General features: G+C 52.4%; 17 protein-coding genes. 4 read left to right on the top strand and 13 right to left on the bottom strand.

Going from position 1 to position 24,516, the window contains the following annotated elements; all coding sequences use genetic code 11:
• Position 1: 1 nt before the first annotated feature.
• The 11 genes from tssE to tagH form a co-directional block, all read right to left on the bottom strand.
• Positions 2–481, bottom strand: a complete 480-nt coding sequence (gene tssE, locus AC5E51_RS08075) for a type VI secretion system baseplate subunit TssE (RefSeq protein WP_068439116.1) — start codon at positions 479–481, stop codon at positions 2–4.
• Between the two features lie 3 nt (positions 482–484).
• Entirely contained in the window at positions 485–1,996 is a 1,512-nt protein-coding gene (gene tssC / locus AC5E51_RS08070) for a type VI secretion system contractile sheath large subunit (protein WP_297531621.1), read from the bottom strand.
• Between the two features lie 54 nt (positions 1,997–2,050).
• Positions 2,051–3,535 (bottom strand): type VI secretion system contractile sheath large subunit, encoded by a 1,485-nt coding sequence (gene tssC, locus AC5E51_RS08065; RefSeq protein ID WP_068439115.1) that lies wholly within the window; start codon positions 3,533–3,535, stop codon positions 2,051–2,053.
• Complete coding sequence (tssB, locus tag AC5E51_RS08060) at positions 3,535–4,053, bottom strand: type VI secretion system contractile sheath small subunit (RefSeq protein ID WP_068439112.1); 519 nt, start codon at positions 4,051–4,053, stop codon at positions 3,535–3,537. The genes tssC (AC5E51_RS08065) and tssB overlap by 1 nt, the downstream gene beginning before the upstream one ends.
• Positions 4,054–4,105: 52 nt before the next feature.
• On the bottom strand, positions 4,106–5,371 hold the full coding sequence (gene tssA / locus AC5E51_RS08055; protein WP_068439110.1) for a type VI secretion system protein TssA: 1,266 nt from the start codon (positions 5,369–5,371) through the stop codon (positions 4,106–4,108).
• An 83-nt stretch (positions 5,372–5,454) separates the two neighbouring features.
• Positions 5,455–6,102, bottom strand: a complete 648-nt coding sequence (tagF, locus tag AC5E51_RS08050; RefSeq protein ID WP_297531617.1) for a type VI secretion system-associated protein TagF — start codon at positions 6,100–6,102, stop codon at positions 5,455–5,457.
• 9 nt (positions 6,103–6,111) lie between these two features.
• Entirely contained in the window at positions 6,112–9,618 is a 3,507-nt protein-coding gene (gene tssM / locus AC5E51_RS08045; protein WP_297531615.1) for a type VI secretion system membrane subunit TssM, read from the bottom strand.
• Positions 9,619–9,972: 354 nt separating this feature from the next.
• Positions 9,973–10,866, bottom strand: a complete 894-nt coding sequence (icmH, locus tag AC5E51_RS08040; RefSeq protein WP_297531614.1) for a type IVB secretion system protein IcmH/DotU — start codon at positions 10,864–10,866, stop codon at positions 9,973–9,975.
• Positions 10,867–10,869: 3 nt separating this feature from the next.
• Entirely contained in the window at positions 10,870–12,204 is a 1,335-nt protein-coding gene (gene tssK / locus AC5E51_RS08035) for a type VI secretion system baseplate subunit TssK (protein WP_297531612.1), read from the bottom strand.
• A gap of 64 nt (positions 12,205–12,268) precedes the next feature.
• Complete coding sequence (gene tssJ, locus AC5E51_RS08030) at positions 12,269–12,817, bottom strand: type VI secretion system lipoprotein TssJ (RefSeq protein ID WP_491778406.1); 549 nt, start codon at positions 12,815–12,817, stop codon at positions 12,269–12,271.
• 18 nt (positions 12,818–12,835) lie between these two features.
• Positions 12,836–14,626, bottom strand: coding sequence for a type VI secretion system-associated FHA domain protein TagH (gene tagH, locus AC5E51_RS08025; RefSeq protein WP_297531609.1), 1,791 nt, complete (start codon positions 14,624–14,626; stop codon positions 12,836–12,838).
• A 147-nt stretch (positions 14,627–14,773) separates the two neighbouring features.
• Between tagH and AC5E51_RS08020 the strand changes: the two genes are divergently transcribed.
• Positions 14,774–17,374 (top strand): protein kinase domain-containing protein, encoded by a 2,601-nt coding sequence (locus AC5E51_RS08020; RefSeq protein WP_301388480.1) that lies wholly within the window; start codon positions 14,774–14,776, stop codon positions 17,372–17,374.
• Between the two features lie 6 nt (positions 17,375–17,380).
• On the opposite strand, the gene AC5E51_RS08015 is transcribed toward AC5E51_RS08020, so the two are convergent.
• On the bottom strand, positions 17,381–18,931 hold the full coding sequence (locus tag AC5E51_RS08015) for an AbgT family transporter (protein ID WP_488073015.1): 1,551 nt from the start codon (positions 18,929–18,931) through the stop codon (positions 17,381–17,383).
• A gap of 112 nt (positions 18,932–19,043) precedes the next feature.
• Positions 19,044–19,895 carry an SDR family oxidoreductase gene (locus AC5E51_RS08010; protein WP_068439094.1) on the bottom strand — a complete coding sequence of 284 codons (852 nt, stop codon included), beginning with the start codon at positions 19,893–19,895 and terminating at the stop codon, positions 19,044–19,046.
• 136 nt (positions 19,896–20,031) lie between these two features.
• Here AC5E51_RS08010 and AC5E51_RS08005 point away from each other — a divergent pair, with 136 nt between their 5' ends.
• From AC5E51_RS08005 to AC5E51_RS07995, 3 genes are all read left to right on the top strand, one after another.
• Entirely contained in the window at positions 20,032–20,931 is a 900-nt protein-coding gene (locus AC5E51_RS08005; RefSeq protein WP_068439092.1) for a hydrogen peroxide-inducible genes activator, read from the top strand.
• A gap of 4 nt (positions 20,932–20,935) precedes the next feature.
• On the top strand, positions 20,936–23,014 hold the full coding sequence (recG, locus tag AC5E51_RS08000) for an ATP-dependent DNA helicase RecG (RefSeq protein ID WP_491778405.1): 2,079 nt from the start codon (positions 20,936–20,938) through the stop codon (positions 23,012–23,014).
• 97 nt (positions 23,015–23,111) lie between these two features.
• Positions 23,112–24,512 (top strand): aminoacyl-tRNA deacylase and HDOD domain-containing protein, encoded by a 1,401-nt coding sequence (locus AC5E51_RS07995; RefSeq protein WP_297531599.1) that lies wholly within the window; start codon positions 23,112–23,114, stop codon positions 24,510–24,512.
• Positions 24,513–24,516 lie beyond the last annotated feature (4 nt).

The raw sequence follows: 24,516 nt of genomic DNA, 5'->3' as shown, positions 1-24,516 counted from the left end.
ATCAGAAAATCTCCGAGACATTTACCGTCTGATTGACGGGGTTTAACGCCGATTCAAATATAATCATTTCTTGTAGCGGGTTGACGTTGAGCGTTGCCTCAACCCGGAAACGGATTGTGGGGTCTTCATTATCAATCGCCACGTCCGTCTTCACTTTGACGGAGCGAATCCGTGGCTCAAAACGCTTCACAGCTTTTTCAATCCGGCGACAGAATTCATTGCGACTATCGAACGATGTCATATTGATTGTCGATAAATCAGGCAAGCCGTAGTTGAGAACGCAGTCGTCCAGATGGCTATATCCCGCAGGCGGTGACACACAGCAGTAACGGGTATTAAACAGATTCTCGAGGTCGCGACGTATGCTCTCGCGAAGGCTGCGCACAATCTGATGACTCTGGCGAAAATCTGTGCCCTTGTTCTGTTCCAGGAAACGATCAAGCAAAGGGGCAACGAGTGGTTTATCTTTCAGTTCAGACATACATCACACCTTGCCAATATCAATCTGACTTAATGACGTCGTCAGCCTGAGCTCTGACACCAGATGGTCAACCGAGTAATGCGTTTTCAAATGCACCAGACTTGAGTAATAACCTGGCTGTGCGGGATCTTCATCCACTACCACTCTGGCCTCACGCAATGGATAACGTGCCATCATTTCCCACGAAAGGTCGTCCCGGCCGGTCGTGTATTGATCGAGCCAGTTCTGTAAAAAACGCTCACAGGATTCGGCGGTAGTGTATGAGCCCACCTTATCCCGAACAATAACCTTGATGTACTGTGCCACCCGGGAGCCACACAATATCTGCTGCAACATAGAACTTATGCGTGCGTTCGCTGTTGCTGATTTTTTCGCATACACCTTAGGGATCTGCAGCGATGGGCAGTTATTAAACACGGCATACGGCGTCTGAAAACAGTGGCACAGAGCGATCATTCCATAGTCGCTCAGTTCACGTTCTAACTGATCAGTCACAGTGACAGACGTCGACATTTTCACCATCGCGCGGGATGAATCGGTGCGATAGGCCGGCGTCGGGAATTGAGTAACCAGGCCGCCACCATAATGATCCCGAGGGACGCCGCGTATATGACTGAACCAGCCGACCTCAGAAAATTCACGGATCAGTACTGTCCCAAGTGCGAAACAGGCGTTACCCCACAAGTATTTGCGGTTATCTTTACCTGCGACGCTTTCATTAAATCGCAGACCACGGCGGGAACGGCGATTATCCTGATAAGGCTCACGCATCAGCACCTGAGGCAGAGTCAACGCAAGGAAACGACTGTCATCGTGTTCACGCATCGAACGCCAGCGCACGTAATCATGCGAGCGGAAAATTTCGTCGACATTGATATGCAGACCAAGGTTATCGAAATCATCCAGACCAAAAAGCTGAGGGGCCGCACTGCAGACAAACGGACAAAACGCCGCAGCTGCAGCCCGGCTGATGCCCTGCAAGGTAAACACATCATCAATGCGATGGTCTTCATAAGGCCTGTGCGCAACGTAGTAGTCACCCAGCAGAACACTGAAAGGCTCCCCACCGGGCGTACCAAACTCTTCGTTGTAGATCAGATGAAACAAGCCGCTTTGATCGAAGTCTGGCGCACGCTCCATATCACGAGCGAGATCCTTCCAGCTGACATCCAACAATCTGATTTTAGTATTTTCGGGATTAACAACGGCGTCGATCAGAAACCAGAGGCCGCGCCAGGAAGCTTCGAGCGCCTGAAAGCGCTTATTGTGCAGAACGGCATCAATCTGCTCAGAAATCAGCTCATCAATAAATGCGACTTGTTGAGCCAGCCAACGACAAGGCTCCAGACGTGACGTATCGGCGGGTGACGATAGTTCGACCCAACGGCGAAACGCCTCCACATCATCGTTTTCAGAAAGGAATGAATAAATATCCGCGAGGGGTATTTCGTCCGATGAAAGGGTTGGCGAAGGATTCTCTGACATGACAGCCATGCCTGCGGAATCGTTCAGCACGGAAAACCTCTGAAGAAGAAATTATAAAGGGGGCCTGAGGCCCCCGATATCTGCTTACTTAGGCTGCGGAATATTCGCAACCATACGCAGAGAAGTTGTCAGCTCTTCCATTTGCAGCCAAGGCTTCAGGTAAGCAACGGCGCTGTATGCACCTGGAGAACCTGGAATTTCCTTAACTTCAACGCGAGCTTCAGCCAGTGGGTACTTGGCTTTCATTTCAGCAGACGCATCTGGGTTGCCGTTGGTGTACTGGGCAATCCACTGGTTCAACCAACGCTCGCAGTTTTCTGCCTGCATGAAAGAACCTACCTTGTCACGCGCCATTACTTTCAGGTAATGAGCAATACGTGAAGTCGCCATCAGGTATGGCAGGCGAGCAGAGATAGACGCGTTTGCAGTAGCATCCGGGTCATCAAATACTTTCTGCTTCTGAGTAGACTGAGCGCCAAAGAACACAGAGTAATCTGTATTTTTGTAGTGACACAGTGGCAGGAAGCCCTGGTTAGACAGCTCAGCTTCACGACGGTCAGTGATACCCACTTCGGTAGGACACTTCTGGTCAGTATCGCCATCATCACTCTTGAAGATGTGCGTCGGCAGACCATCAACACGACCACCTTCGGCACCACGGATAGCAGTACACCAGGAGTTTTCAGAGAACGCACGCGTCAGGGTAGTACCCATCACATAAGACGCGTTCATCCAGCAGTAATCGTCGTGCTCAGTTGCTTTCGACATACCAGACTCGTCCAGATCAAACTCTTCAAAATTGAAGGCTTCAACTGGCTTAGACGCAGCGCCGTATGGTGTACGTGCAAGAACACGAGGCATAACCAGAGTGACAAAGCGTGAATCTTCGCTGTCACGGAAGCTGCGCCATTTAATGTATTCCTGAGATTCGAAAATACCGCCCAGATCACGTGGCTTAGACAGCTCAGTGAAATCGTCAAAACCGAACATGCCTGAACCAGCCGCTGAAATAAACGGACAGAAGCCAGCAGCAGCAACGTTAGACATATTGCTCAGCAGGTCGATATCTTCAGGGTGATTAGTGAACTCAAAGTCACCGATCATACAGCCGTATGGCTCACCACCAGCAGTACCGAATTCTTCTTCGTAGATTTTCTTGAAGATCTGGCTCTGATCGAACTCAACCGCTTTATCAAGGTCACGGAAAAGCTCACGCTTGCTCAGGTTAAGCATGCGGATTTTCAGAGTAGCGCCAGTTTCGCTGTTCATAACGAGGTGGTTCAGACCGCGCCATGAGCCTTCCAGCTTCTGGAATTTTTCGTCATGCAATACAGCGCTGAGCTGTTTTGACATCGCCTGATCAATCGCAGTAATTGCCTGCTTAATTGTATTGGTCAGGTTACGATCCCAGGTAACGGTACCTTTCAGAACCTGCTCGGTCAGGTTTGCCAGCAGGTCTTCAGTTTCTTCACGGCCAGTTTGCTTAGTGTAGGTAATTGCCTGTTCAAGCAGACTGACCGACTGTTCTTCCGCTTCTGCGCCTACCGCAGCTTCGACTTCAGTACTCATTACTCAGCTCCTTCTTTGCTTTCGCCAACACCCAGCTGCTGAGAAATCTCAGTGATGTTGTCAGTATTTTTCAGAATTTGTTCAAGAACCGTTTCCAGCTCTTCAGAGCGATCCGCTTTACTCAGCAGGTCACGCAGTTTGTTACGCGCGTCCAGAAGCTGCTTCAGAGGCTCAACCTGTTCTACGATAGCTTCTGGCGTAAAGTCGTCCATCTTACGGAAATCCAGATCCACAGCCATGGTGTTGCCATCGCCTGCCAGAGTGTTTTCAACCTGCAGGTTCAGCTTCGGATTAACTTTAGCCATCACTTCATTGAAGTTATCGCGATCAATCTGAACGAACTTACGCTCTTTCAGCGCTTTACGGTTTTCAGCGTTATCACCTGAGTAGTCACCCATGACACCTGCAACAAACGGCAGTTCTTTTTTAACTTCAGCGCCATTCGTTTCAACATCATATGTGATGTGTACGCGAGGCTTACGCACGCGCTTCAGCTTATTGTGGATACTTTCGGACATGAGTAACTCCTTTTCCTTTGAGTAACGGTGTTTACCGTAATTCTGTTAATTCTTACCAGCTGGTCTCAGACTTTGGTTCAGGCTCAGCTTGCGGCGCAGGCGCGGCAGCCGGAGCAGCGGCTTCTTCGCTCGCCGCCGGTGCGGCAGGCGGCGCAACATAGGTCGACTCATCTGAGCCGTCCATTTTCACGCCTGTAAACTGCGAGAACAGGCCGCGTGCATTGCTGTCTGGAATCAGCTCCATCATCAACTCAGCGACCGTCATCCGGCCCCAGCTGATCAGGCGCTCGAGACCCGGCGCCAGTGGTGTATGTGGTTCGTACTGACGGAAGTACTTAGCGACCTCTTCAAGGCGCTTAAGTGCTTCTTCGCGATTGGTAATCGGCCCTGTGGTTCCATTCACTAAACGCACAACCTGCCCTCCCTGTATGGCGCTGGCGTCTGCTGCGGCATCCTCAGCGGCTGCAGCACTTTCTTCGGCTTCTACAGCAGCGCTTGCAGCATCGGCTTCATCAAGCTTCGGCTTATAGATAAAACGGGTGGTACGTACGATTTCGGCAAGCAGTTCAGTGATTTTTGAACTTGGCGGTGCTTCAGCGCCGCACTTCTCACGCAAGGTCGAACTGATGTTTTTATAGAGTTCGGCACACTCTTCAAGTGTGGTTACAAAATTCTGGCAGGTAAGCAGGTCAGTGGCGGCTATCGTATCGGTAATTTCAGCCAGACTATAACCCAGTGACGCAATTCGCTCTGATTTCTTGTCGTCATCGTCAATCTTATCAGCGTCACGAGCCTGCAAATACTGATAGTAGCTGAATGCGCCTTTGTCACCGTAAACCGTGATTTCGATATTACGCAGCGGCGCCAGAAGAGTGCCTTCACCGCCATCACCATTAAGACCAGTCAGAGGCGCAACGCGCGTTTCAATACCGTCTTCATCAGGCAATGGATACACATCGTCCCAGAAGTTATCGATAAGCTGATTAATCACTGAGAGGCCATCACGCAGACCCGAGATACCATGGCTACGGACTAAGCTTTCGAGGTACCAGGACGCCACTTCCAGATCTTTTGAGGACTCTGTCAGGATCTTACTGGCAGTACGCTGCACAATATCCCAGGGGCCTGCCACATCCACTTCATCGTCACCACCGAACATGGCCGAGCGTTCAGCGGCGCGAGCGGCATTACGGGCGTCTTTAATGGTGTAGTAATCGGACGTTGGGGAGCGGTCTTCACGAATATCAATGCCCTGCGGAGTATCTTCATTAACAGGGGCGACGAGGCTTTCGATATCGACAACTTGACCAAATGGCATGGCAGAGTCCTTTCAATTTTGGTGTTTCTGGTCCAGTAGGAAAATGATACTACACCAGCCGTAGGGTGTTAACACCCATTAAATTATGACCACTGACCCGTCAGCATGTGGGTATATTCTTCCGGAGAGGGAAAACCAGATGCGACAAAAGATACCGACGGCGTATTTTCATTCGCACTCATTCCCCAAAGGCTGACACTGCCGGGCACGGGCTGCGTCATGCTATGCAGAGAACCAAATTCAGGATTGGCACCTCCCACAGAAACCTGGCTGCCCGAAGCGCTTACAAAGCAATGTCTCGTGCACGCAGGTATGGCGACATGACTCAGCTTTTCACAAAGGTCATCAACAGTCAGTTGCTCCTGAAGCCCGGATATGGCTACCTGTTGCAGCTCTGCAAACCAACCGTCGCCATCGGCCATCAACGCATACAGGTTTTCACCCTGAGCGAAAGGCACAGCAATCGACAAGGGGAAATAACGGCCAACGCTATCTACACTCGGCACCAGAATGCCAGCCCAGCGTTGCTGATCAACAACGCCGGCATCAAGACCAAAGCGCCAGACAGAACTGGTTAAGTAAAAGTCTAACCAGTCATCAGCAAGAATATTGCGTGAGCCTGCCACGACGCACTGCAGCCATTCATCCCAGACATCGATAAATGTCTGCGGTAGATTACGAACCAGAAAATCGCCGTGCGCGGGTAACTTACCGTAGATGCCGTAGTTCATAAAAATTCCTTACAGCGACTGTGGGCAACGGAAGTTACGAAGCAATGACAGGTCGAATGGATTTACATTCGTGCTCGCTGCCAGTCGATACTGCGCTTGATACCCAGACTCAGTAAACGTAATTACCTTTTCAGATTTATTTACGGTGGAGTGCAGCTGAGCATCATCAAGCATTCTCAGCAGCGACCAGTCACCATCGTACTGATCGTTGGACACCCGCTCTCCAAGGTCTTCGAACACAATACGAGAACGTCCACTTTCACCGGCGATCCAGTTAAGCGATTTTTCAATTCGAGGGCCGTGAGAATAACTGATCCGGTTCTCACCAATCTCCATCGTAAACAGACGCACATTGGAGTGAAGTTTCTCCGGCGTCGCACGGAAGTTAATCGCAGCAGCTTCACCTTCTGAGAACCAGGCGCGGCGAATATCGTCAGCACGTTGGAACTGGCGCAACGCTTCGCTGCTTAAGCCTATAGAGAAACCGCCATAGCCTTTCTGCTTCCAGCGGTAGGTATCGACAAACGGAGACACATATTCATCGACGAATGCCTGCTGGATGCCCCCCGGCTTGAAGAACTCATTAAATGCGACCACTGAGGCCTCTGACTGACGCCCAGCAACCAGTGGGTAGCGGTCGCCCAGCGTATTACGGAAAGTCTCATAGACCTGATAACGCCATACGGTATTAAGATGGACACCGGCTTTACCCATGACAGCGCCCCAGGTCTGATCGGCCAGTTTATTCAGCCAGTCGGCGGGTTGTTCAGGTGCGGTTGCCGCCAGGTTTTTAAGTTGCTGAATGGCGTCAGCACCGCCCCCAGAGAAACGTTTTTTCGCCGCTTCAAAAGCCGCCGCATTTGAATCTGGAGCACCATCAATCTGACCGAGGTATTCAGCCAGTGCTCCGATCGCTTCAAGATAACCCGCAAACTTAGAAGGCGTGCCTTTCTCGGCCGCCAGCATGCGCTGGATATCACGGAAGCGAAGATCAACCAGCGTCGGGTCGTACACCATACCCGCCGCTTTTTCGACGAGACCGCCAGCAGCACCGGAGGCCGTAGGCATTTCAATTTCTGGCGTAAGAGTCGTGTTTTTTACAACCAGCTCTGTCACCTGAGAGAGTGGCGATGAAAGCTGATCTGCCAACTTAAGCAGGTGGGTGACAGACTGACTACCACCCGGTAAATTCGCGAGGCTGAATTTCTGGTAGAAGGCCTGCCAGCGGCGGGCATACTCAGTCAGGTATAACTTCTCGACATCGGCACTTAATTTCTCGAGATCCGCTTTACTGTAATCTTCGCCACTGATATTACCGCCATAGATCCACTGATCTGCAGCGATCTGTTTCATCATTTCGGAGTCAGGGCCATACTCCGCCTGATCGTATCCTGCCTTAGTGAAAAGGAACGGCATCATAAATACCGGATCATTTTCACTTAAACCAAACACCTGCTGCGGGTTGCCGCCAATCTCGCGATAAAGATCAACTTCACGGGCGTTGTTGCCCATTTTCTGAAGTTGCGCAAACAGTCTTTGAGCAACCGGAATACGCTGCAAGTACTGGCGTGTACGAGTAACGACGTACTCATCCGGCTGGAGCTGCTCATCAAAGCCCAGTTCAATCAGGTGATCGAGGTGAGTCAGTAGCTGTGACTGCTTAGTCGCTTCACCGGGCAGGAGATCCTGCCAGCGAGTCTCTGCGTAAGCCCGAATCTGTTCATAATCGCGGTGCTCCTGATCAAACAGCATCAGATAGACGCGGAACACAGGTAAAAGCGCGTTATCGTCTGCGCCCAGCGCATTGAGATGGCGTTCAAGCATATTAGCTACAGCCGGATAGAACACCTGATTAAGCTGAGTGTTATACGCCTGATCTGCCGCTGCATCGACGCGGCCATCATACAGGCCAAGGTAACTGATGAAGGGGTGCTCTTCCTGATCGTAAACAAGGCTCGCCTGATAGAGCGGAGTCAGAAGTTCGAGTGCTTCTTCCGTTGTCGCCTGCTCCGGGCGAATGGTTTCACGTAATTGCAGATAATCACGATGCAGGCTATCAACCTCAGCCATGTATGCCCGGTTCTGCACCAGAGCACCAGTCCATAGAGCCGCACAGCCAATCAATAAACCGGTCAGGCCCGCAACCGCACCGCGGCGCATCCAGCGCAACAGGTTTTCAATCTTACGGTTTACACCAACAAGCTCTGATTCAGGGAAAATAACATCGCGGAAAAGGCGGGTAATAAAGAAACTCTTACCGCTGTTATGCTGTTGCTTGCCCATACTGCGTTCAAGACCAAAGTTAGCGCTCACTTGCGCCATCATGCGGTCAATCGGGCTACCTTCCTGTGTGGCGCTGGTAAAGTAGACACCACGCAACATAGGTACTGTGCTGTAATTATTCGGTGCAAACGTCTGCTGAATAAACCCATCAACGACGTTCGCCAGACTTTCAAGCGCTGGCGGGAAACCCTGAATCATGGCGCGCTTATCGGTATTACGCTCGTGCTGGACACGCCAAAGCAGACGCTCGTTCAAGCGCTCCACCAGCTGATTAAACTCGTGACGGAAGCGGCTGATATCGGCACCCGTATTTTCACTCTCTTCCTGAGGGAAGCTCACACCCCAGACCTGCTCACGCTCGGCCTGTGACAGGTTACCGAAAAATTCAGCAAAGCCAGCCACAAGGTCGCCTTTAGTAAAGGTCAGATAAACGGGGAAACGAATACCGAGTTCATCCTGCAATTCACTGATGCGGGCACGGATAATTTTCGCCTGCTGCTCACGCTGTTCTTTCGTCTGTACCATCAGATCCTGAAGACTGATAGCAATAAGAGCACCATTAATAGGACGGCGGCGACGATATTTTTTCAGCAGCGCAAGAAAAGCCTGCCAGGCGTTATTGTCCACCACCCGATGACTGTCCTGAGTGGTATATCGTCCTGCGGTATCAATCAGAACAGCGTCGTTAGTAAACCACCAGTCACAGTTACGTGTACCACCGATGCCACCCAGGGCTTGCTTACCGTGAGTGTCGGCCAGCGGAAATTCCAGCCCGGAGTTTACCAGAGCAGTGGTTTTACCTGAGCCCGGCGGACCGATAATAATGTACCAAGGGAGCTGATAAAGACTGAGTTTGCCACGACGCGAACTGAAACGTGCCTTTTTGAGCGTCGCCAGAGCATCACGGAAGCGGGTTGCCATCTGTGCCAGCTCTTCCTGACTGCGCTCCTGATCAGGGTCAACAACGTCGTTACCTTTCTGCTGTGATGACTCTATTTCGCCCAGCAACTCTTTATTCTGTCGACGCTCAACCAGCCATTGACTGACATTCCAGGTCAGCCAGAACAACCAGAAAAATCCGATAATAATCGCCCGGGTCATCGGGCTAAGCGTCATATTATCTGCGCCGAACTTGATAAATTCAGCACCAAACCAGATCAGCAACGACAGAGCCGTGAGCCCGATAATTCCGACGACCCACTTATTTTGCAGAAACGCCAACAGCTTTTTCATGTGTTCTCCATGTACACAACGGGAGGCGCATCCTTACCCGATGGTCATTTTTATTCATTCAGCAGCTATCTCATCAAAGACAGCAAGACTAGGGCCTGTTAACACTAATTAAACAGGCCTGTTATCGGCTAAAACCCCCTCAGATAAGGCACTGAGAGTGTCGCCTAACGGGTTAAGCAAGCGAACAGTAACGCGATATGAGGGATTTTTAGCCATAACCCTTCGGGCTGAGGCCAGTTTTTCCCATTTACGTCGTCTTTCGTCATTCATTTAACCCGTTAATATCACTCCTCTTTCCTTGTTCTGAGAAAAACTGGCTCTCAGCAGGCACGCTTCACTTAGTGTTAACAGGCCCTAATAAAACCGCTTACCTTGTGGTGGTGATACCACCTCGGAATCTTTTGCAGGTGTACCGTCAACGCCGGATATCTCTGAGTAGATACTTTCAGCGACGGGAGTCGTCTCCTGATACATCCAATAACGGAAACCGGAATAGGTCAGCACGAGTAACGCCATCACAACACTGGCGATGACCCACAAAGGAATATAATTTTTCAGGTACTCGCTGGGCTTCACGGAACCTTCCCAGTGGGGCGACAACTCTGACTCCCACCCAGGGCGATGACTTTCAATGGTGTGATACAGGTTTTCGCGTATCTGTTCGAGCTGCTCGTTCCCCCGGGGCATAACGCGATATTTCCCCTGAAAACCCAGGCTCAGGCAGAGATAATAAAGTTCAAGCAGATCGAGGTGAGTCCCCGGCGTTTCCAGCAGCTTCTGCAGAATCAGGAAGGATTTTTCACCACCCGACGTTTCCTGATGAAACAGACTCAGAAGTGAATGTTGACTCCAGCCACTGCCCGCTCCCCATGGGGTATTCAACACCATTTCGTCAATGACAGAACATAACAGGTAACGCGCAGCGACGACGGTGTCACCGGAAATACCGGCATTTCTCGCGTTACGCTCAAAGCTCTTTATTTCTTCCGTCAGACGCTTATGCAAGTCAGGCACCTGATCGTGCTTCATGGTCGAACGCAGCTTGGTCACCAGAGTCAACAGCGTGGTTGCGCCTGTCACCAGCGGATTAAGCCCATGACGCACATCGATTTTTTCATTGCCCGCCATCGCTGGTTGAGGCGGTGCTGCCCGGCCCTGCCCTGCACCAGCAGAAGAACGCGCAGCGCCCGGCGTAGGAATCATGACCGTGCGGTCAGAAGCGCCCGGCTGTTGTCCATCATTGCCCATACATCAGCTCCTGATTGCCCAGAGTTCCATAATTAAGCCGGGGTAATCGGCGCCAAGATGTACCGCGAAACCACCGGACTGCTGCATCGACTTCCACAGATCCCCGGTATTCTCAATTTCGAAATAAGTGAAACCGGCGTGGTACGGAATCTGTCGTGGCGCGACAGGCAGCGGGCGCGTTCTCAGACCCGGTAGCTGCGTCGTGATCAGCTCCCGAATAGTTTCGACCGGTGCAATTTTTGCCTGCGCAGGGAAGCGGCTACGTAACACTTCTGTTGGCATATCCGCTTTAACCGCAACCACAAACGATGCAGTACGCGTCAATGATGGATCAGTGATCGGCGCCACATAAATACCGAACTTGCGCTCGACCAGATCCAGAGAAATAGCTGACTGCTCAAGTACCATACTGAGCGACTGGCGCAGCGCCGAGAAAAGCCCAGCAAATGTCTGCTGCAAATCTGTGTGAATGTACGGGGGCATTTCCGGTGGACGTTTATCACTGGCAGTAAATGTCGACAGTTCGCCTGCCAGTTGCAACAGCTCGGTATAGAGTGTCAGAGGATGCAGAGTCGCTAACTGAGTCAGATGCTTCACCAACGGCTGCACGCGGTTAATGACCTGTAGCAAAAGGTAATCTGCAATTTCGGCAGAACCTGAACGTCCTGAATCGCTCAGGCGATGGCTCAAAGCTTCACCACGCTGACGCAGCAGGCCTGACACTTCTTCGATGTAACCTTTAATTTCACCACTGACCGAACAATCGAGCACGGGCGGTATAAATGTTTTATCGAGTTTTACCGGATTTCCCGGTAACCGTTCTGCGATGCGGGCAATGCCAATACAGGCGTAACCACCGAGGTCTTCTGAACCCAGTTTAAAGCAGGTAGACAATTTCCCGATCTGGATGCGCGCCGACTGGCCGGACGAAGACGAGCTGTCACGCGCATCGAAGTTGTAAGTCTGGAAGCGTGCCTGTGGGAACTCTTCGGCATCCCGAACCGATTCCTGAGCACCCGGGCGACGCATAGGCACGCACAGGTAAACAATCTCATCCCGGGTATTTTCAGGAATCTCAATAATCGGTGGAAGCTCTTCTGCTTCAGGCGCCAATATCGGCGTGCCGTCCGGAAAAATACCGCGAACTGAAGAAATAGAGACTTTGCCCAGCTCAAGCGCCTCGACATCGATCGTCAGCTCCTGAATACCCCAGTAATAACTACCAACGGCCCCGGTGCGAACATCAACAAGGCGCTCAACAAAACGATCCTGCTGCTGAAAATGCTGAGGGCGCAGGAACATTCCTTCCGACCAGATTACCTTGTTCTTTGAAGACATGAGTCATCCTTTCCGTAACTGCACAGACCGTACAGTGAATTCCGAATTCTGAATAGCGCGACCGTCAGAGTTGTGAAGAACGATCGCTACGTAGTTTCTTATGAGGCGTAGCAGCACTGTTGTCTTCTTCTTTCTCAACAACGGCAATCTGATTTCCCTCGATACCGACCTGAACCACATTTTCGTTGTGTTCCAATACTGGAATGACCAGTAACGCCTCGGCGTCACGATATTGAATAAACTCAGCCATCAGCCCCAGATACTTAACTTCGGTCGCCAGCTCGATGGTTTCGATACGCTGCTCACCCGGGGTCAGTTCTTTCAGCACAATGGTATCGATCAGATCTTTACCCAGACGAGCCGGTGCGCCCTCGTACAGACTCAGGAAATCTTCCCGACTGAACTGACGATCATCAGCCAGCTTAAATACATGGATCACGACCGGTGACGGACGATCATCTGCATCCGGGTTGATCTGCGTGCCTGCCGTAAATTCGATAACGGCACTGGTATCCATATTCAACGCTTTACGCGCCGACTGACACCCCGACATCATCGCCAGTACCAGCACCAGCACCAGCGAAACCAGGTGCCATCCTTTCTTAAACTGCATTGTTTTTCCTAAAAGTAATCAGGTACGGTTAAGCGCCCGTGTATTTTTAAGCTCGGCCAACTGCTTTTCGTAGGCGCGGGCAAATTCTTCACCAAATAACTGGTTGTATGTCGTCTCGTAGTCCGACTTCAGAGCCTTAAAGTACTGCTCGAAAGCGACCCAGTTTTTCGCATCTTTGTTACCCAGTAGCGAATCACGGGCATTAATGTGCTGCTTCAGGTTGTCCGGGTCAAAATGTTTAAACATCGTATCGTACGCGGCATGCATGCCTTTCAGGACAGCCACCTGATGATCAGACAAGTCATCAAAGCTGTCGCGCACCGCATCCTGAGGACGCATAAATGCAGACGCATCGCGGCTGAACATCATCTTCAGAGCGTCTTCTGCGTTGGCAGAAAATTTCAGCGGGTTGTTATCCACTGTCTGAATCATGGTGTGTTGCACACGAAGCTCGTTTTTAATCGCGGTACGGGCACGCAACAGATCAATCAGGCGGGTCACGGCCTCATTTACAATGCCTGAGACCTCCGGCATTAAGCTATCCAGCTGATCATCCGAGATATTATTCAGGCCCATAAGACTGGCCAGCTGTCGGACATCAACACTCGACGTGCCTGCACCAGACGCAGCCTGAGCTGATCCAGAACCAGGCTGACCAGCCCCGAACGCAGCCTGACCCTGACGGGAGGCTGCAGGTATTGGTTCCGGGATCTGCGATTCAGGCACAGGAGGCACCTGCTGCGAATCAGGAAATGACGAAAACGCCGGTGGCGTAGTCTGTGGTTTCTCGGGAGACGCAGGTATCCCGAACAAACTATCAATATCATCAGCTCCGCCCGCAACCGCTTCAGATGCTGCAAACGGATTCGGCTCTGACGCGGGCGACGATGAAGCAAAAGAATCTGACGCAAAAGAATCTGAAGCAAACGGGTCAGGAGTCTGAGAGTGCTGCGATTGAGGGGCCAGCTGCACAGGCGCCTCTGGCCGAGGAATTCTGATGTTCTGCTGTTCTACAGGGGCATGATCTGATGCTGATCCGCTTTTCCACCAGTCGTCATTATCATCCCAACCGGACGACGACGGTGCAGGATCTGAAAAAGCCGGTTTATTTAACGCAGCGAGGGGATCATTGCCCGATGACGACGATCCAAACGACCCTCCGAATAAGGAATCATCCGATGACGATGAACCCCACGGGTCATCTTTAGCAGAGCCCACCGACTGAGACACGACAGCGCCCCAGTCCTGTTCTGGTTGTTTCGGTGTCTGAGCACCCGGCTCAAGCCAGGAATCTAACTGACTGGCACTGTTCGCCGACTGCTGCTTCGCGGCCGTTGCCGGGTTAAACGTCGTGCGATCTCCTTTATCAAGGAAATCTGCCGACCCTAAATCAGCCGGAATCGCGGGCTCAGCCGGAGGCGCCTTAAGAGTGACCTGCAACTGATACTCACCACAGATTAAAACATCGCCTGCGGCCAGAGGGTGCGGCTTACCGGGACCAAGAGGGTCCTGACTGTCATTCACAAATGTACCGTTGGTGCTGTGGTCCAGCAACGAAAAGCGACCATCAGCGAACACAACCTCAAGATGACGTGAAGAAAGAATGCGCTCGGTATCCGGCAATACCCAATCGTTGGAGTCGGCACGTCCGACTGAGCCACCCGCACTGCGGAAGACTTTCGTGTGATTGAGCATATTGGCGTGAGGCGGGCATTCGACGACCGTCAGAATCAAGTCCATTTCTTCACCGTAGGTTTCCTGTGGTTCAGCGGCAAAAAGAGAATAACCGCAGCGCAGACGAGCGGTCACAACAGACACCTGTCTTGAGCCGCGCGAGCAAGTCCTATAATATCGGCGCCACTTTCTGAGTTCAAGCAAACGGAAGGTCGGGCCAACGAGGAACCAGGGCTCGAAAAGGACGAAATACGTCAAGGGTATCGATACGACAGGCTCAATATGACCGATAACAGGGACGACAAGACACGTCTTGTCACCGGTGGAAAATCCACTGGAAACGCCAGCAATTCAGACCGCAAAGCAACCGGAAAGCCATCCGGCAAAGCTTCTGAAGGTCCTGCTAAAAACGACGACGCTACTGTATTAGCGGGCGGCTCAACACCGAACAAATCTCAGCGAAACCCGGACGCCACACTGGTGACTTCGCAGACTCCCCTGTCGACGCCGACCAGCAGTCGCACTGGTAGCACCACCACTGGTGGTACTACGCCGCGCGTATCAGCCCTTAACAACAAAGTGATCAAAGGGCGTTTCGAGCTGGTTTCCATGCTCGGTGCTGGCGGTATGGGTGCGGTATATAAAGCACTCGACCGACGTAAAGTTGAAGCCAGTGACTCAGACCCTTATGTAGCCGTCAAACTGTTGAATGACGATTTCCGTCAACACCCGGATGCCTTTATTTCGCTGCAACGGGAGTCGCGCAAGTCACAGACGCTGGCTCACCCGAACATCGTAACCGTTTACGATTTTGACCGGGACCGCGACACCGTATTTATGACCATGGAGTTCCTCGAAGGCGCTCCACTCGATGAACTGTTACGGGAACATCCAAACGGCTTGCCGCCTGAGCAGGCCGAAAGTGCACTGCGTGATATTTCTAACGCACTGATTTACGCACACTCGCACAACATTATTCATTCCGACTTCAAGCCCGGAAATATCTACGTCACCAAGAACAAGGGCTCGAAGGTGTTCGACTTCGGTATCGCCCGCGCGGTATCCGAAGGCAGCGCAGCGCACGGTGCCGGTGAAAAAACCATTTTTGATGCGGGTACACTCGGAGCGCTGACTCCGGCTTACGCCAGCTACGAAATGCTCAAAGGCGCAGAGCCCGCACAATCTGATGACGTCTACGCTCTTGGCTGCGTGGCGTACGAACTGTATGCAGGCAAGCATCCTTTTAACAAAACCCCTGCAGATCAGGCGCTGACTAAAAAGCTCAAGCCTAAGCGCATTAAAGGCCTGACCCGTCGCCAGTGGAACGCCCTGTCAGGCGCACTGGAACTGAAGCGCGATCAGCGTACGGCAACGGTTGATGAGTTTTACAAACAGTTCTTCGGTAAAGCCCGCATGCTTATCTGGGCTCTGGCGGCATCGCTGACTGCTTTTGTCGTTGGTGGCGGTGTTTACTATCAGCAGTATCAGGAACAGCTGATCGCTCAGGAACAGTTAAAAGTTCAGCTCGAAGAAGAACTCGCGCAGAAACTTGAAGATTCGGCCATCACCAACCAGACACAGAAAATCGAACAGCTGGTTCAGATTGCAGCCCTCACCCCTAAGTGGGATATGGAGCTGCGCCGTGAACTGCTGAACTATGAAAATCTGGTGTCGAATATCGATGGGCTGAATACCGATGAACTGAACGAAAGTGTTCGTCAGCGTGTTATTGCAGCCTACATAAAAGAAGCGAAGCAGCGCATTGCAGACAATAATCTCGAAAACGTTCTGAGTCTTTTGCAGTACGCCAGTCGCTGGGAAGCTCCCGCAGAGCAGATTGAACTGCTGACCAATCAGGTACTGACCAATCAGGAAGCCGATCGCCTGAGACAAGAAAATGAACGTCTCGCCGCAGCGAAAAAAGAAGCCGACCTGCTTCGCCTGGAACAGGAAAAACGAGAGAAAGAACTCGAAGAAGCACGCCAGATCCGTATCCGTCAGGAAGTGGCCGCGCTCGAAAAATCCCTGCGCTGCCCAAACCAGATTGATGTCGCCGGTGACGTAGCCAGCCATCTAAAAGCACTTGAGTCGCTGGACCCGGGTCGCTCTGCTGACCTGCGTAATATCGTTGCTAACTCACTGACCAACTGCTTTAACAAACTTGCAGCCGTCAGCCCATTTGCCGCCGATACCATGCTGACCGAAGCCCGAGAGCTACTACCATCACAAGGCCAGCTCGACCCACTGGTTGTCGATTACTGCTCACACCTTGAGCCAGGGACCGGTGCTAAAGGTCGCCGTTACACCTGCGCAGATCCACTGCCACGTGAAGCAATGGGGCCTACGATGGTGGTTGTACCGGCCCCGGATGGTGGACGCCCCATCGCCATCAGCCAATACGAAATCACCTACGACGACGTCGCTGATTATTGCACTGTTTCACAGCTATGTGATGCCGATAAATACGCGCGTAATTTTATGCCTATTCACAATATCAAAGTGGATTTTGCAGAAAATTTCGCAGGCTGGCTTAGTTCCGTTACCGGGCATTATTACCGCCTACCGACCTATGATGAATGGTTAACTGCAGCGACCGCCGACGGTGCAGCTGAATTTCCGGAGCGTAACTGCTTCCTGAAATACGGAGCCATTGAGAAAGGTCTTGAGCTGCACAAAACCACCAACGGTAAGCAGAACTCCTTTGGCCTGGCATCGCATGTCGGTAACGTTCAGGAATGGGCATACCGCGATAACGAACTGGTCGCCGCCGGTGGTTCTCGCCAGACACCGCTGAACGAATGTCGATACAGCACAGTAACTGCTCACAACGGCACCGCTGACGAATTTACCGGCTTCCGCCTGGTACGTGAACTGGCACGTTAATCCTGCTTAATTGGCCGCCGGTGGGTTGATTACCCCAAGCGGCCAATCCATCCCGGTCCAGAGCACCAGAAGTGCCGTCCAACCAATAAGAAATGCCACACTGTACGGCAGCATCATGCTCATAATGGTGCCGATGCCGATGTCTTTGCGATATTGCTGCGCAAACGCTAACACCACGCCAAAATACGGCATAAGTGGTGTAATTATATTTGTACTGCTGTCACCAATGCGGAAGGCCACCTGAGTGGTTTCCGGTGCAATGCCAACAAGCATCAGCATAGGAATAAATACCGGTGCTAACAGCGCCCATTTTGCGCCGCCACTTCCAACAAATAAATTAATGGTCGCTGCGATAAGGATAAAAGCCACAAGCATAACGGGAGCTGGGGCGTTCAATTCTGTCAGCAGTTCTGCACCATGAATTGCGAAAATAATTCCCAGATTACTCCAGGCGAAGTAGGCAACAAACTGAGCCGCAAAGAACATCAAGACAAGGTAACCAGCCATGGTCGCCATGCTCGCCTCCATCGCGTCAACCAACTTATGCGACTGACGCCAGGTACCGCTGAAGCGACCATAAATATACCCACATAAAAGTGCATAAATTGAGATAACAACCACAATGCCTTTCATAAAGGGCGAAGAAATAATGGCCATACCCTCACGCAACCAGGCATTTTCTCCCGCTAACCCACTGGCACAGATAAGAGCAAATATCAGAGTAAAAAGAGCAACGGCTTTCAGCCCGCGGCTCTGATTAATTTTTTCCTGCTGCCCGATACCTTTTTCGATGAGATCCTGTTCTTGAGGATGCTCTTTTGCAGCGGCTTCGTCGTCAGCTTCAACCGTTATTGAAATCAGTCGCGGTTCGACCCAGCGTGCTGTGACTATGGTGGCCAACATACTGACGAGAAAAACAGAAGCGACCATAAACCAATAATTGGCGGCGATATTTACCTCGCCCCCCGGCTCAACCAGTCTCACCGCTTCGGTGCTGATACCGGCTAATACAGCATCAAATGGTCCGAGCAAGAGATTGGCGCTGTAGCCACCAGAGACTCCCGCAAAGGCTGCTGCAATACCTGCCAGCGGATGACGCCCGGCACTTTTAAATACCAGTGCAGCGAGAGGGATAAGAACAACATAGCCTGCGTCAGCAGCAAGGCTCGACATAACGCCTGCGAAGACCACCAGAAACGTCAGTAAGGCCCCTCTCGCACCGCGAACGATCGAAGCCAGTAGAACAGCAATAAGGCCACTGCGTTCTGCAACTCCCAGCCCCAACATGGCAATCAGTACCGTTCCTACGGGAGCAAACCCAGTGAAATTCGATACGGTCTTAGTGAGAATTTTCGCTGCCCCTTCGGCAGAGAGCAGGTTCATCGCTGTCAGTTGTTCACCATTAACAGGATGTACGGCTGAGAGGCCGAGAGCAGATGCCAGCCCTGAAATAATCAGTACCAGTCCGCATAGCCAGATAAACAGCAACGTTGGATGAGGCAGGCGGTTCCCTGCATGTTCAATACGTGAGAGAAGGCGTTCAGTAACAGAGGTCATAGGCATTTCCAGCGACAGGTGTCATCAGAATGCCTGAATATCAGCAGGGTTCAAGCTACAGGGCTTTGGTGGCAGACACTGCCGGAATAATCCGGCAATGCCAGAGGGCGGGTCAGACCAGCCCCATCTCATTCAGCATCACATCATAACCTTCCTGATAGTTGCTGAATTTAAACTCGTAGCCCAGTTCTCTCAGTCGCTTGTTAGAACAACGACGGTTAGCGCGGCGTGATACTTCACCCACGTCGCTATCCGGGTCGACCTCACCGATACGATCCTTCATCCATTCGAGGACATCGAACAGAGTGGCTGGCTCGTTATCAGTGGCGAGATAGCAGTCATCAAGCGATTCGCCGTTCAGAGCACGATTAATCAGAAACTTAAGCGTCCCCAGACAATCATCACGGTGAATGCGGTTGGTCCAAACAGCGGGTTCTGGATCACAGTAACCGCCCTGACGCGCTTGCTGAATCATGCGTTCACGGCCCGGGCCGTAAATACCAGTGAAGCGAACGACAGTGCCGTCGAATGCCGAATCGAGCAGTACTTTCTCCGCCGCCAGCATTTCTTTGCCGGCAAAGCTGGATGGCGTAGTTTCGGAGTTTTCATCGACCCACTCACCATCCATCTGGTGATATACCGAAGAGCTGGAAACAAAGAAGACACGCTTAGGCGCCTGCCCTTTCAGCTTCTTAAGAATATTCTTCAGGCCTTTCACATAGTACGCGTGATAGCCTTCTTTCGAAAAAACCGGCGCTGCCACGCTGTATACGACAATATCAATGTTGTCTGGCAGGTCGGACAGGGTGCTGGCATCTGACACGTCAGCACTGATCACCTGAACCCCTTCCCCAACGGGCTTGTCCGAACGGCGGACGCCAGTCACGTCATGCCCTTCCCGGGCGAGGTCCTGTGCCAGATGGCCGCCGATATCTCCGGTGCCCACAACCAAAATAGAAGCCATGCCTTTCCTCCACTATTTCAGGCATTTTGTACCGCATCTGGGCGGTACCTTACGTTTTATTTTGTTACGGTCTTTCGCTGACGTAATGGATAGGTAGAATAAATCAGATAAGCCACCTTCATTCAAGGTAACAATCATGACCCTGACCGAACTCCGCTATATCGTCACTGTTGCACAGGAACGACACTTCGGCCGAGCCGCTGAAAAATGTTACGTCAGCCAACCGACGCTCAGCGTAGCGATAAAAAAGCTGGAAAGCGAGTTAGAGGTCGCCATTTTTGAGCGCAGCAAAAATTCCGTCACCGTTACCCCGTTAGGTGAGCGTATTGTGGCCCAGGCTCAACGTGTTTTAGAGGAGTCCCGGGCCATTAAAGATATCGCCAGCTCGGGCAAAAATCAGCTGTCGACGCCACTTCGCCTCGGTGCTATTTTCACTATCGGGCCTTATCTGTTTCCTCATCTGGTTCCACAGATACACAGTGCCGCGCCGGGCATGCCGCTCTACCTGGAAGAAAACTACACCGGTGTCTTACGTAAGCAGCTTAGAGAAGGCGAGTTGGACGCCATCGTGATTGCGCTGCCTTTTACTGAACCCGACGTCGTGACCCGACCTCTGTACGAAGAGAAGTTCGTCGTCGTCATGCCCAAAGAACATGAGCTGACGAAGCAGAAAGATATCGACCCTGAGCAACTGATCGACCTCGACCTGCTCATGTTGGGCGAAGGTCACTGCTTCCGCGATCAGGTGTTTGAACACTGCCCGGCACTCCACCGCAAACAGCACAGCCGTGTCGGCAGTGTCCTCGAAGGCAGCTCGCTGGAAACACTCAAACACATGGTCGCCACCGGCCTCGGTGTGACTGTGCTCCCTGAGTCCGCTCTCGGGAATATGGACGAAAACCTGCTGGCCACGCGTCCGTTCCGTGAGCCGGCGCCGTTTCGGACGGTGGCCCTTGCCTGGCGCGCCAGTTTCCCTCGAGGCAATGCCATCGACCTTCTGATTGAACACGCCCAGCTGTGCTGGTCTAAGAAGTAACCTGATGGCGAACTCCGGTAAGCTAACGGATCTGAAAGGCGTCGGGCCAAAACTGGCAGAGCAGCTGGGTAAACTGAATATCCACTCTCTCACTGACCTCGCCTTTCACCTGCCTTTCCGCTACGAAGACCGGAGTAAAATCACCCCCATTGCTGGCCTGATGCCTATGCGGCCCGCGGTTATTCAGGGAGAGGTGAAGGGCTCGAGCGTGGTGTTTGGCAAGCGTCGCAGCCTGCTGGTTAAGCTTCAGGATCAGAGTGGACTGATCAATCTGCGCTTTTTTCATTTTAATGCGGCGCAGAAAAATCAGATGAGCAAAGGCACTCTGCTGCGCTGCTATGGAGAACCCCGTCGAGGAGCCAGCGGGCTCGAGCTATACCACCCTGAATACCAACGCATCGAAGACGGTCTGGATACGCCGCTCGAAGCGTCTCTTACTCCTATTTATCCGGCCACCGATGGTATTACTCAGCAGCGCCTGCGCCTGCTTCACGAACAGATGATTGAGCTGTTGAAGCAGGATGAGGTGGCTCTTCCTGATCTGCTCCCCGAACAATGGTGCGCGCAATGGCGCCTCCCGGGCCTGCGCGAAGCACTCCTGTTTCTTCATAACCCGCCCGCAAACACGGACCTGTTACAGCTGGAGTCAGGCAGCCACCCCGCACACAAGCGCTTAATTCTGGAAGAACTGCTGGCGCACCAGTTATCTCTGTTTAAACTGCGTGCTCAGGTACAGGCCGATAAAGCACCCGCCATCCTGAGTGACCATACGTTGCGAAGCGCACTACTGGAGAAACTGCCGTTCACACCAACCGGTGCCCAGCAACGCGTCACCGATGAAATCACTGAAGATCTCAAGCAACCCTATCCGATGCTGCGCCTGGTCCAGGGCGATGTTGGTTCTGGTAAAACCTTAGTTGCGGCGCTCGCTGCCTGTGATCTGCTTCAACAAGGTTATCAGGTTGCGTTAATGGCACCGACCGAGATCCTTGCCGAGCAACACCTGCGTAATCTGGCGGGCTGGTTTGAGCCGCTTGGCATTCGCATGGGCTGGCTTGCCGGCAAAGTTAAAGGAAAAGCCCGGGAAAAATCCTTATATGAAATCGCCAGTGGCGAGGCGCAACTGGTTGTAGGGACTCATGCGTTATTTCAGGAGGACGTGCATTTCTCGAAGCTCGGTCTGGTCATCATTGATGAGCAACACCGCTTTGGTGTTCATCAACGCCTGTCACTCAAGGAGAAAGGTGAACGCGCAGGACTTGCTCCGCATCAGCTGATCATGACGGCAACGCCCATCCCACGTACTCTGGCCATGAGCGCATACGCCGATCTCGATACCTCAGTGATTGACGAACTGCCTCCGGGGCGTAGCCCGATTACCACGGTTGCCATCAGCGATCAGCGACGCCCGGAAATCATTCAGCGCGTGCAGGAAGCCTGCTCTCAGGGCGCGCAGGCCTATTGGGTCTGCACCCTGATCGAAGAAAGCGAAGCCCTGCAATGTCAGGCGGCAGAGAATACCTTTGAAGAGCTTCAGAAAGCGCTTCCGGGGCTGCGCGTCGGTCTGGTTCACGGACGTATGAAGGCCGCTGAAAAAGCAGACATCATGGCTGCATTTAAAGATCATCAGTTGGATCTTCTGGTAGCAACCACGGTCATCGAAGTCGGCGTCGATGTACCAAACTCGAGCCTGATGATCATTGAAAACCCGGAGCGTCTGGGTCTTGCCCAGCTGCATCAGCTGCGGGGGCGGGTTGGTCGTGGCAGTGCAAAGAGTCATTGCGTCCTGCTCTACAAATCACCCCTGTCATTGACCAGCAAACAACGCCTGCAGGTCATGCGCGATAGCCAGGATGGCTTTTACATTGCCGAACAGGATCTCGAGATCCGCGGCCCCGGTGAATTACTGGGCACGCGCCAGACCGGGCTGCAGATGCTCAGAATTGCCGACCTGCAACGCGATGCCGACCTTCTGCCTCAGGTACAGGAAATGGCCAATGATCTCTGGTACCAACACCCAGCCACCGTTGAACCCCTGATTAAACGTTGGCTTGGGGACGCCGAACGCTTCGCTAACGTCTGACCCCGAACAAAGAAATATCTCCAATTTAGTCCCAATCAACCACATTTTTCAGGATCTCTACTATATTTTCTGAAAGAACGAATTCCGGGGCGAAAACATGTCAGCCATTCCAGCCGTCGTACAGAAAATCCTTGAAGACTGGCGAATCCCCTACTCCGCCGCTGATGACAAGGAGTTGTTTGAAATCATGCAAAGTAATCCGCCCGCATCCTACTCTTCCAAGGTTGCTTATAATGTGTTCCTGAAAGATGAGCTGGGGCAGGTGCAGGTTCTGGTACCGGGCGACCGGATGCTTGATCTCACCCAATTGTCACATGCCTTTGGCAGGCAGTTCACCGCTCTGTCTGTGGACGAGCTTGATCTGCTCAAGGCCCGCTACAAAATTGACCAGTTTCCGGCGATACCGCAGATCACCGAAATGGAAACCATGATTGATCAGGCGCTGCTGCGCGAGCAGGAGCTGTTCGTATACTCTGGCGAAGAAGGCAAAAATTGGCTCAAGATTCCTATGTCGGAATTCCGCGCGCTAACGACCAGCTCGCATGTCGGCAACTACAGCACGCCTTTGCGTCCTGACCGCCCGGGACAGGGCAGCGATCAGGATCTTGATGATGTCCATTCGGCCATCCGTCAGTTTACGCCGCTCAGAATCAAACAGCGCCTCGAAGAAACCCTGGACCTCCCGCCTCTACCCGAAGTCGCGCGCAAGATTATCGAACTGAGGGTCGACCCGGAAGCCGACAGCAAATCACTGGCCACGACCATTGAGGTCGATCCAGGTATGTCGGCTCAGGTGCTGAGTTGGGCGCGCTCTCCTTATTACGGCACACGTGGCGAGATCAAAAGTGTTGAAGAAGCGGTGATCCGCGTGCTCGGTTTTGATCTGGTGATCAACCTAGCACTCGGGCTGGCGCTGGGCCGGTCTCTGGCTGTGCCTAAAGAAGGGCCGCACGGTTACACCCCATTCTGGAAGCAGGCAGTGATGACCGCAGCCCTGTGCGGCGAACTGGTACGTAAAATAGAGCCAGCAGGTCGCCCATCACAGGGCATGGCCTACCTGAGCGGTCTGCTGCATAACTTCGGATTTCTGATTCTGGCGCAGGTGTTTCCGCCCCAGTTTTCGCTGATCAACCGCCACATTGAGGCAAACCCGCACATTAACCGTTTCTACATTGAAAACTACTTACTCGGCATGAGCCGTGAGCAGTGCGCCGCTGCCTTGATGATGCAGTGGCAGATGCCCGGTGAACTGGTTGCTTCGCTGCGTCAGATGCACAACGCCGATTACGATGGCGACTATTCAGGCTATGCGAACCTGCTCTTCGTTGCCGTGCGTCTGCTGCGTGAACGTGGTGTGGGTGACGGACCGTCAGAAGTCATTCCAGAGCAGGTATATGCTCGTCTGGGGCTGTCCGCTGAAGACGCGGCTGAAGTGGCAGATACTCTGGTTGAGAATCAGGACAGCTTCGCTGACCTTATCAGCATTCTGAATCACTGAGGCT

Source organism: Thalassolituus sp., assembly GCF_984348125.1.
Note: the sequence above shows the minus strand (reverse complement) of the source record. Positions and strands in the feature narration are given on the sequence as shown.

Coding starts and splice junctions, on each gene's coding strand:
- tssM (WP_297531615.1), bottom strand. CDS start 9,618: ATGAAAAAGCTGTTGGCGTTTCTGCAAAATAAGTGGGTCGTCGGAATT.
- AC5E51_RS08005 (WP_068439092.1), top strand. CDS start 20,032: ATGACCCTGACCGAACTCCGCTATATCGTCACTGTTGCACAGGAACGA.
- recG (WP_491778405.1), top strand. CDS start 20,936: ATGGCGAACTCCGGTAAGCTAACGGATCTGAAAGGCGTCGGGCCAAAA.
- tssA (WP_068439110.1), bottom strand. CDS start 5,371: ATGCCATTTGGTCAAGTTGTCGATATCGAAAGCCTCGTCGCCCCTGTT.
- AC5E51_RS08020 (WP_301388480.1), top strand. CDS start 14,774: ATGACCGATAACAGGGACGACAAGACACGTCTTGTCACCGGTGGAAAA.
- tagF (WP_297531617.1), bottom strand. CDS start 6,102: ATGAACTACGGCATCTACGGTAAGTTACCCGCGCACGGCGATTTTCTG.
- tssE (WP_068439116.1), bottom strand. CDS start 481: ATGTCTGAACTGAAAGATAAACCACTCGTTGCCCCTTTGCTTGATCGT.
- tssC (WP_068439115.1), bottom strand. CDS start 3,535: ATGAGTACTGAAGTCGAAGCTGCGGTAGGCGCAGAAGCGGAAGAACAG.
- AC5E51_RS08015 (WP_488073015.1), bottom strand. CDS start 18,931: ATGACCTCTGTTACTGAACGCCTTCTCTCACGTATTGAACATGCAGGG.
- AC5E51_RS07995 (WP_297531599.1), top strand. CDS start 23,112: ATGTCAGCCATTCCAGCCGTCGTACAGAAAATCCTTGAAGACTGGCGA.
- AC5E51_RS08010 (WP_068439094.1), bottom strand. CDS start 19,895: ATGGCTTCTATTTTGGTTGTGGGCACCGGAGATATCGGCGGCCATCTG.
- tssK (WP_297531612.1), bottom strand. CDS start 12,204: ATGTCTTCAAAGAACAAGGTAATCTGGTCGGAAGGAATGTTCCTGCGC.
- tssJ (WP_491778406.1), bottom strand. CDS start 12,817: ATGCAGTTTAAGAAAGGATGGCACCTGGTTTCGCTGGTGCTGGTGCTG.
- icmH (WP_297531614.1), bottom strand. CDS start 10,866: ATGGGCAATGATGGACAACAGCCGGGCGCTTCTGACCGCACGGTCATG.
- tssB (WP_068439112.1), bottom strand. CDS start 4,053: ATGTCCGAAAGTATCCACAATAAGCTGAAGCGCGTGCGTAAGCCTCGC.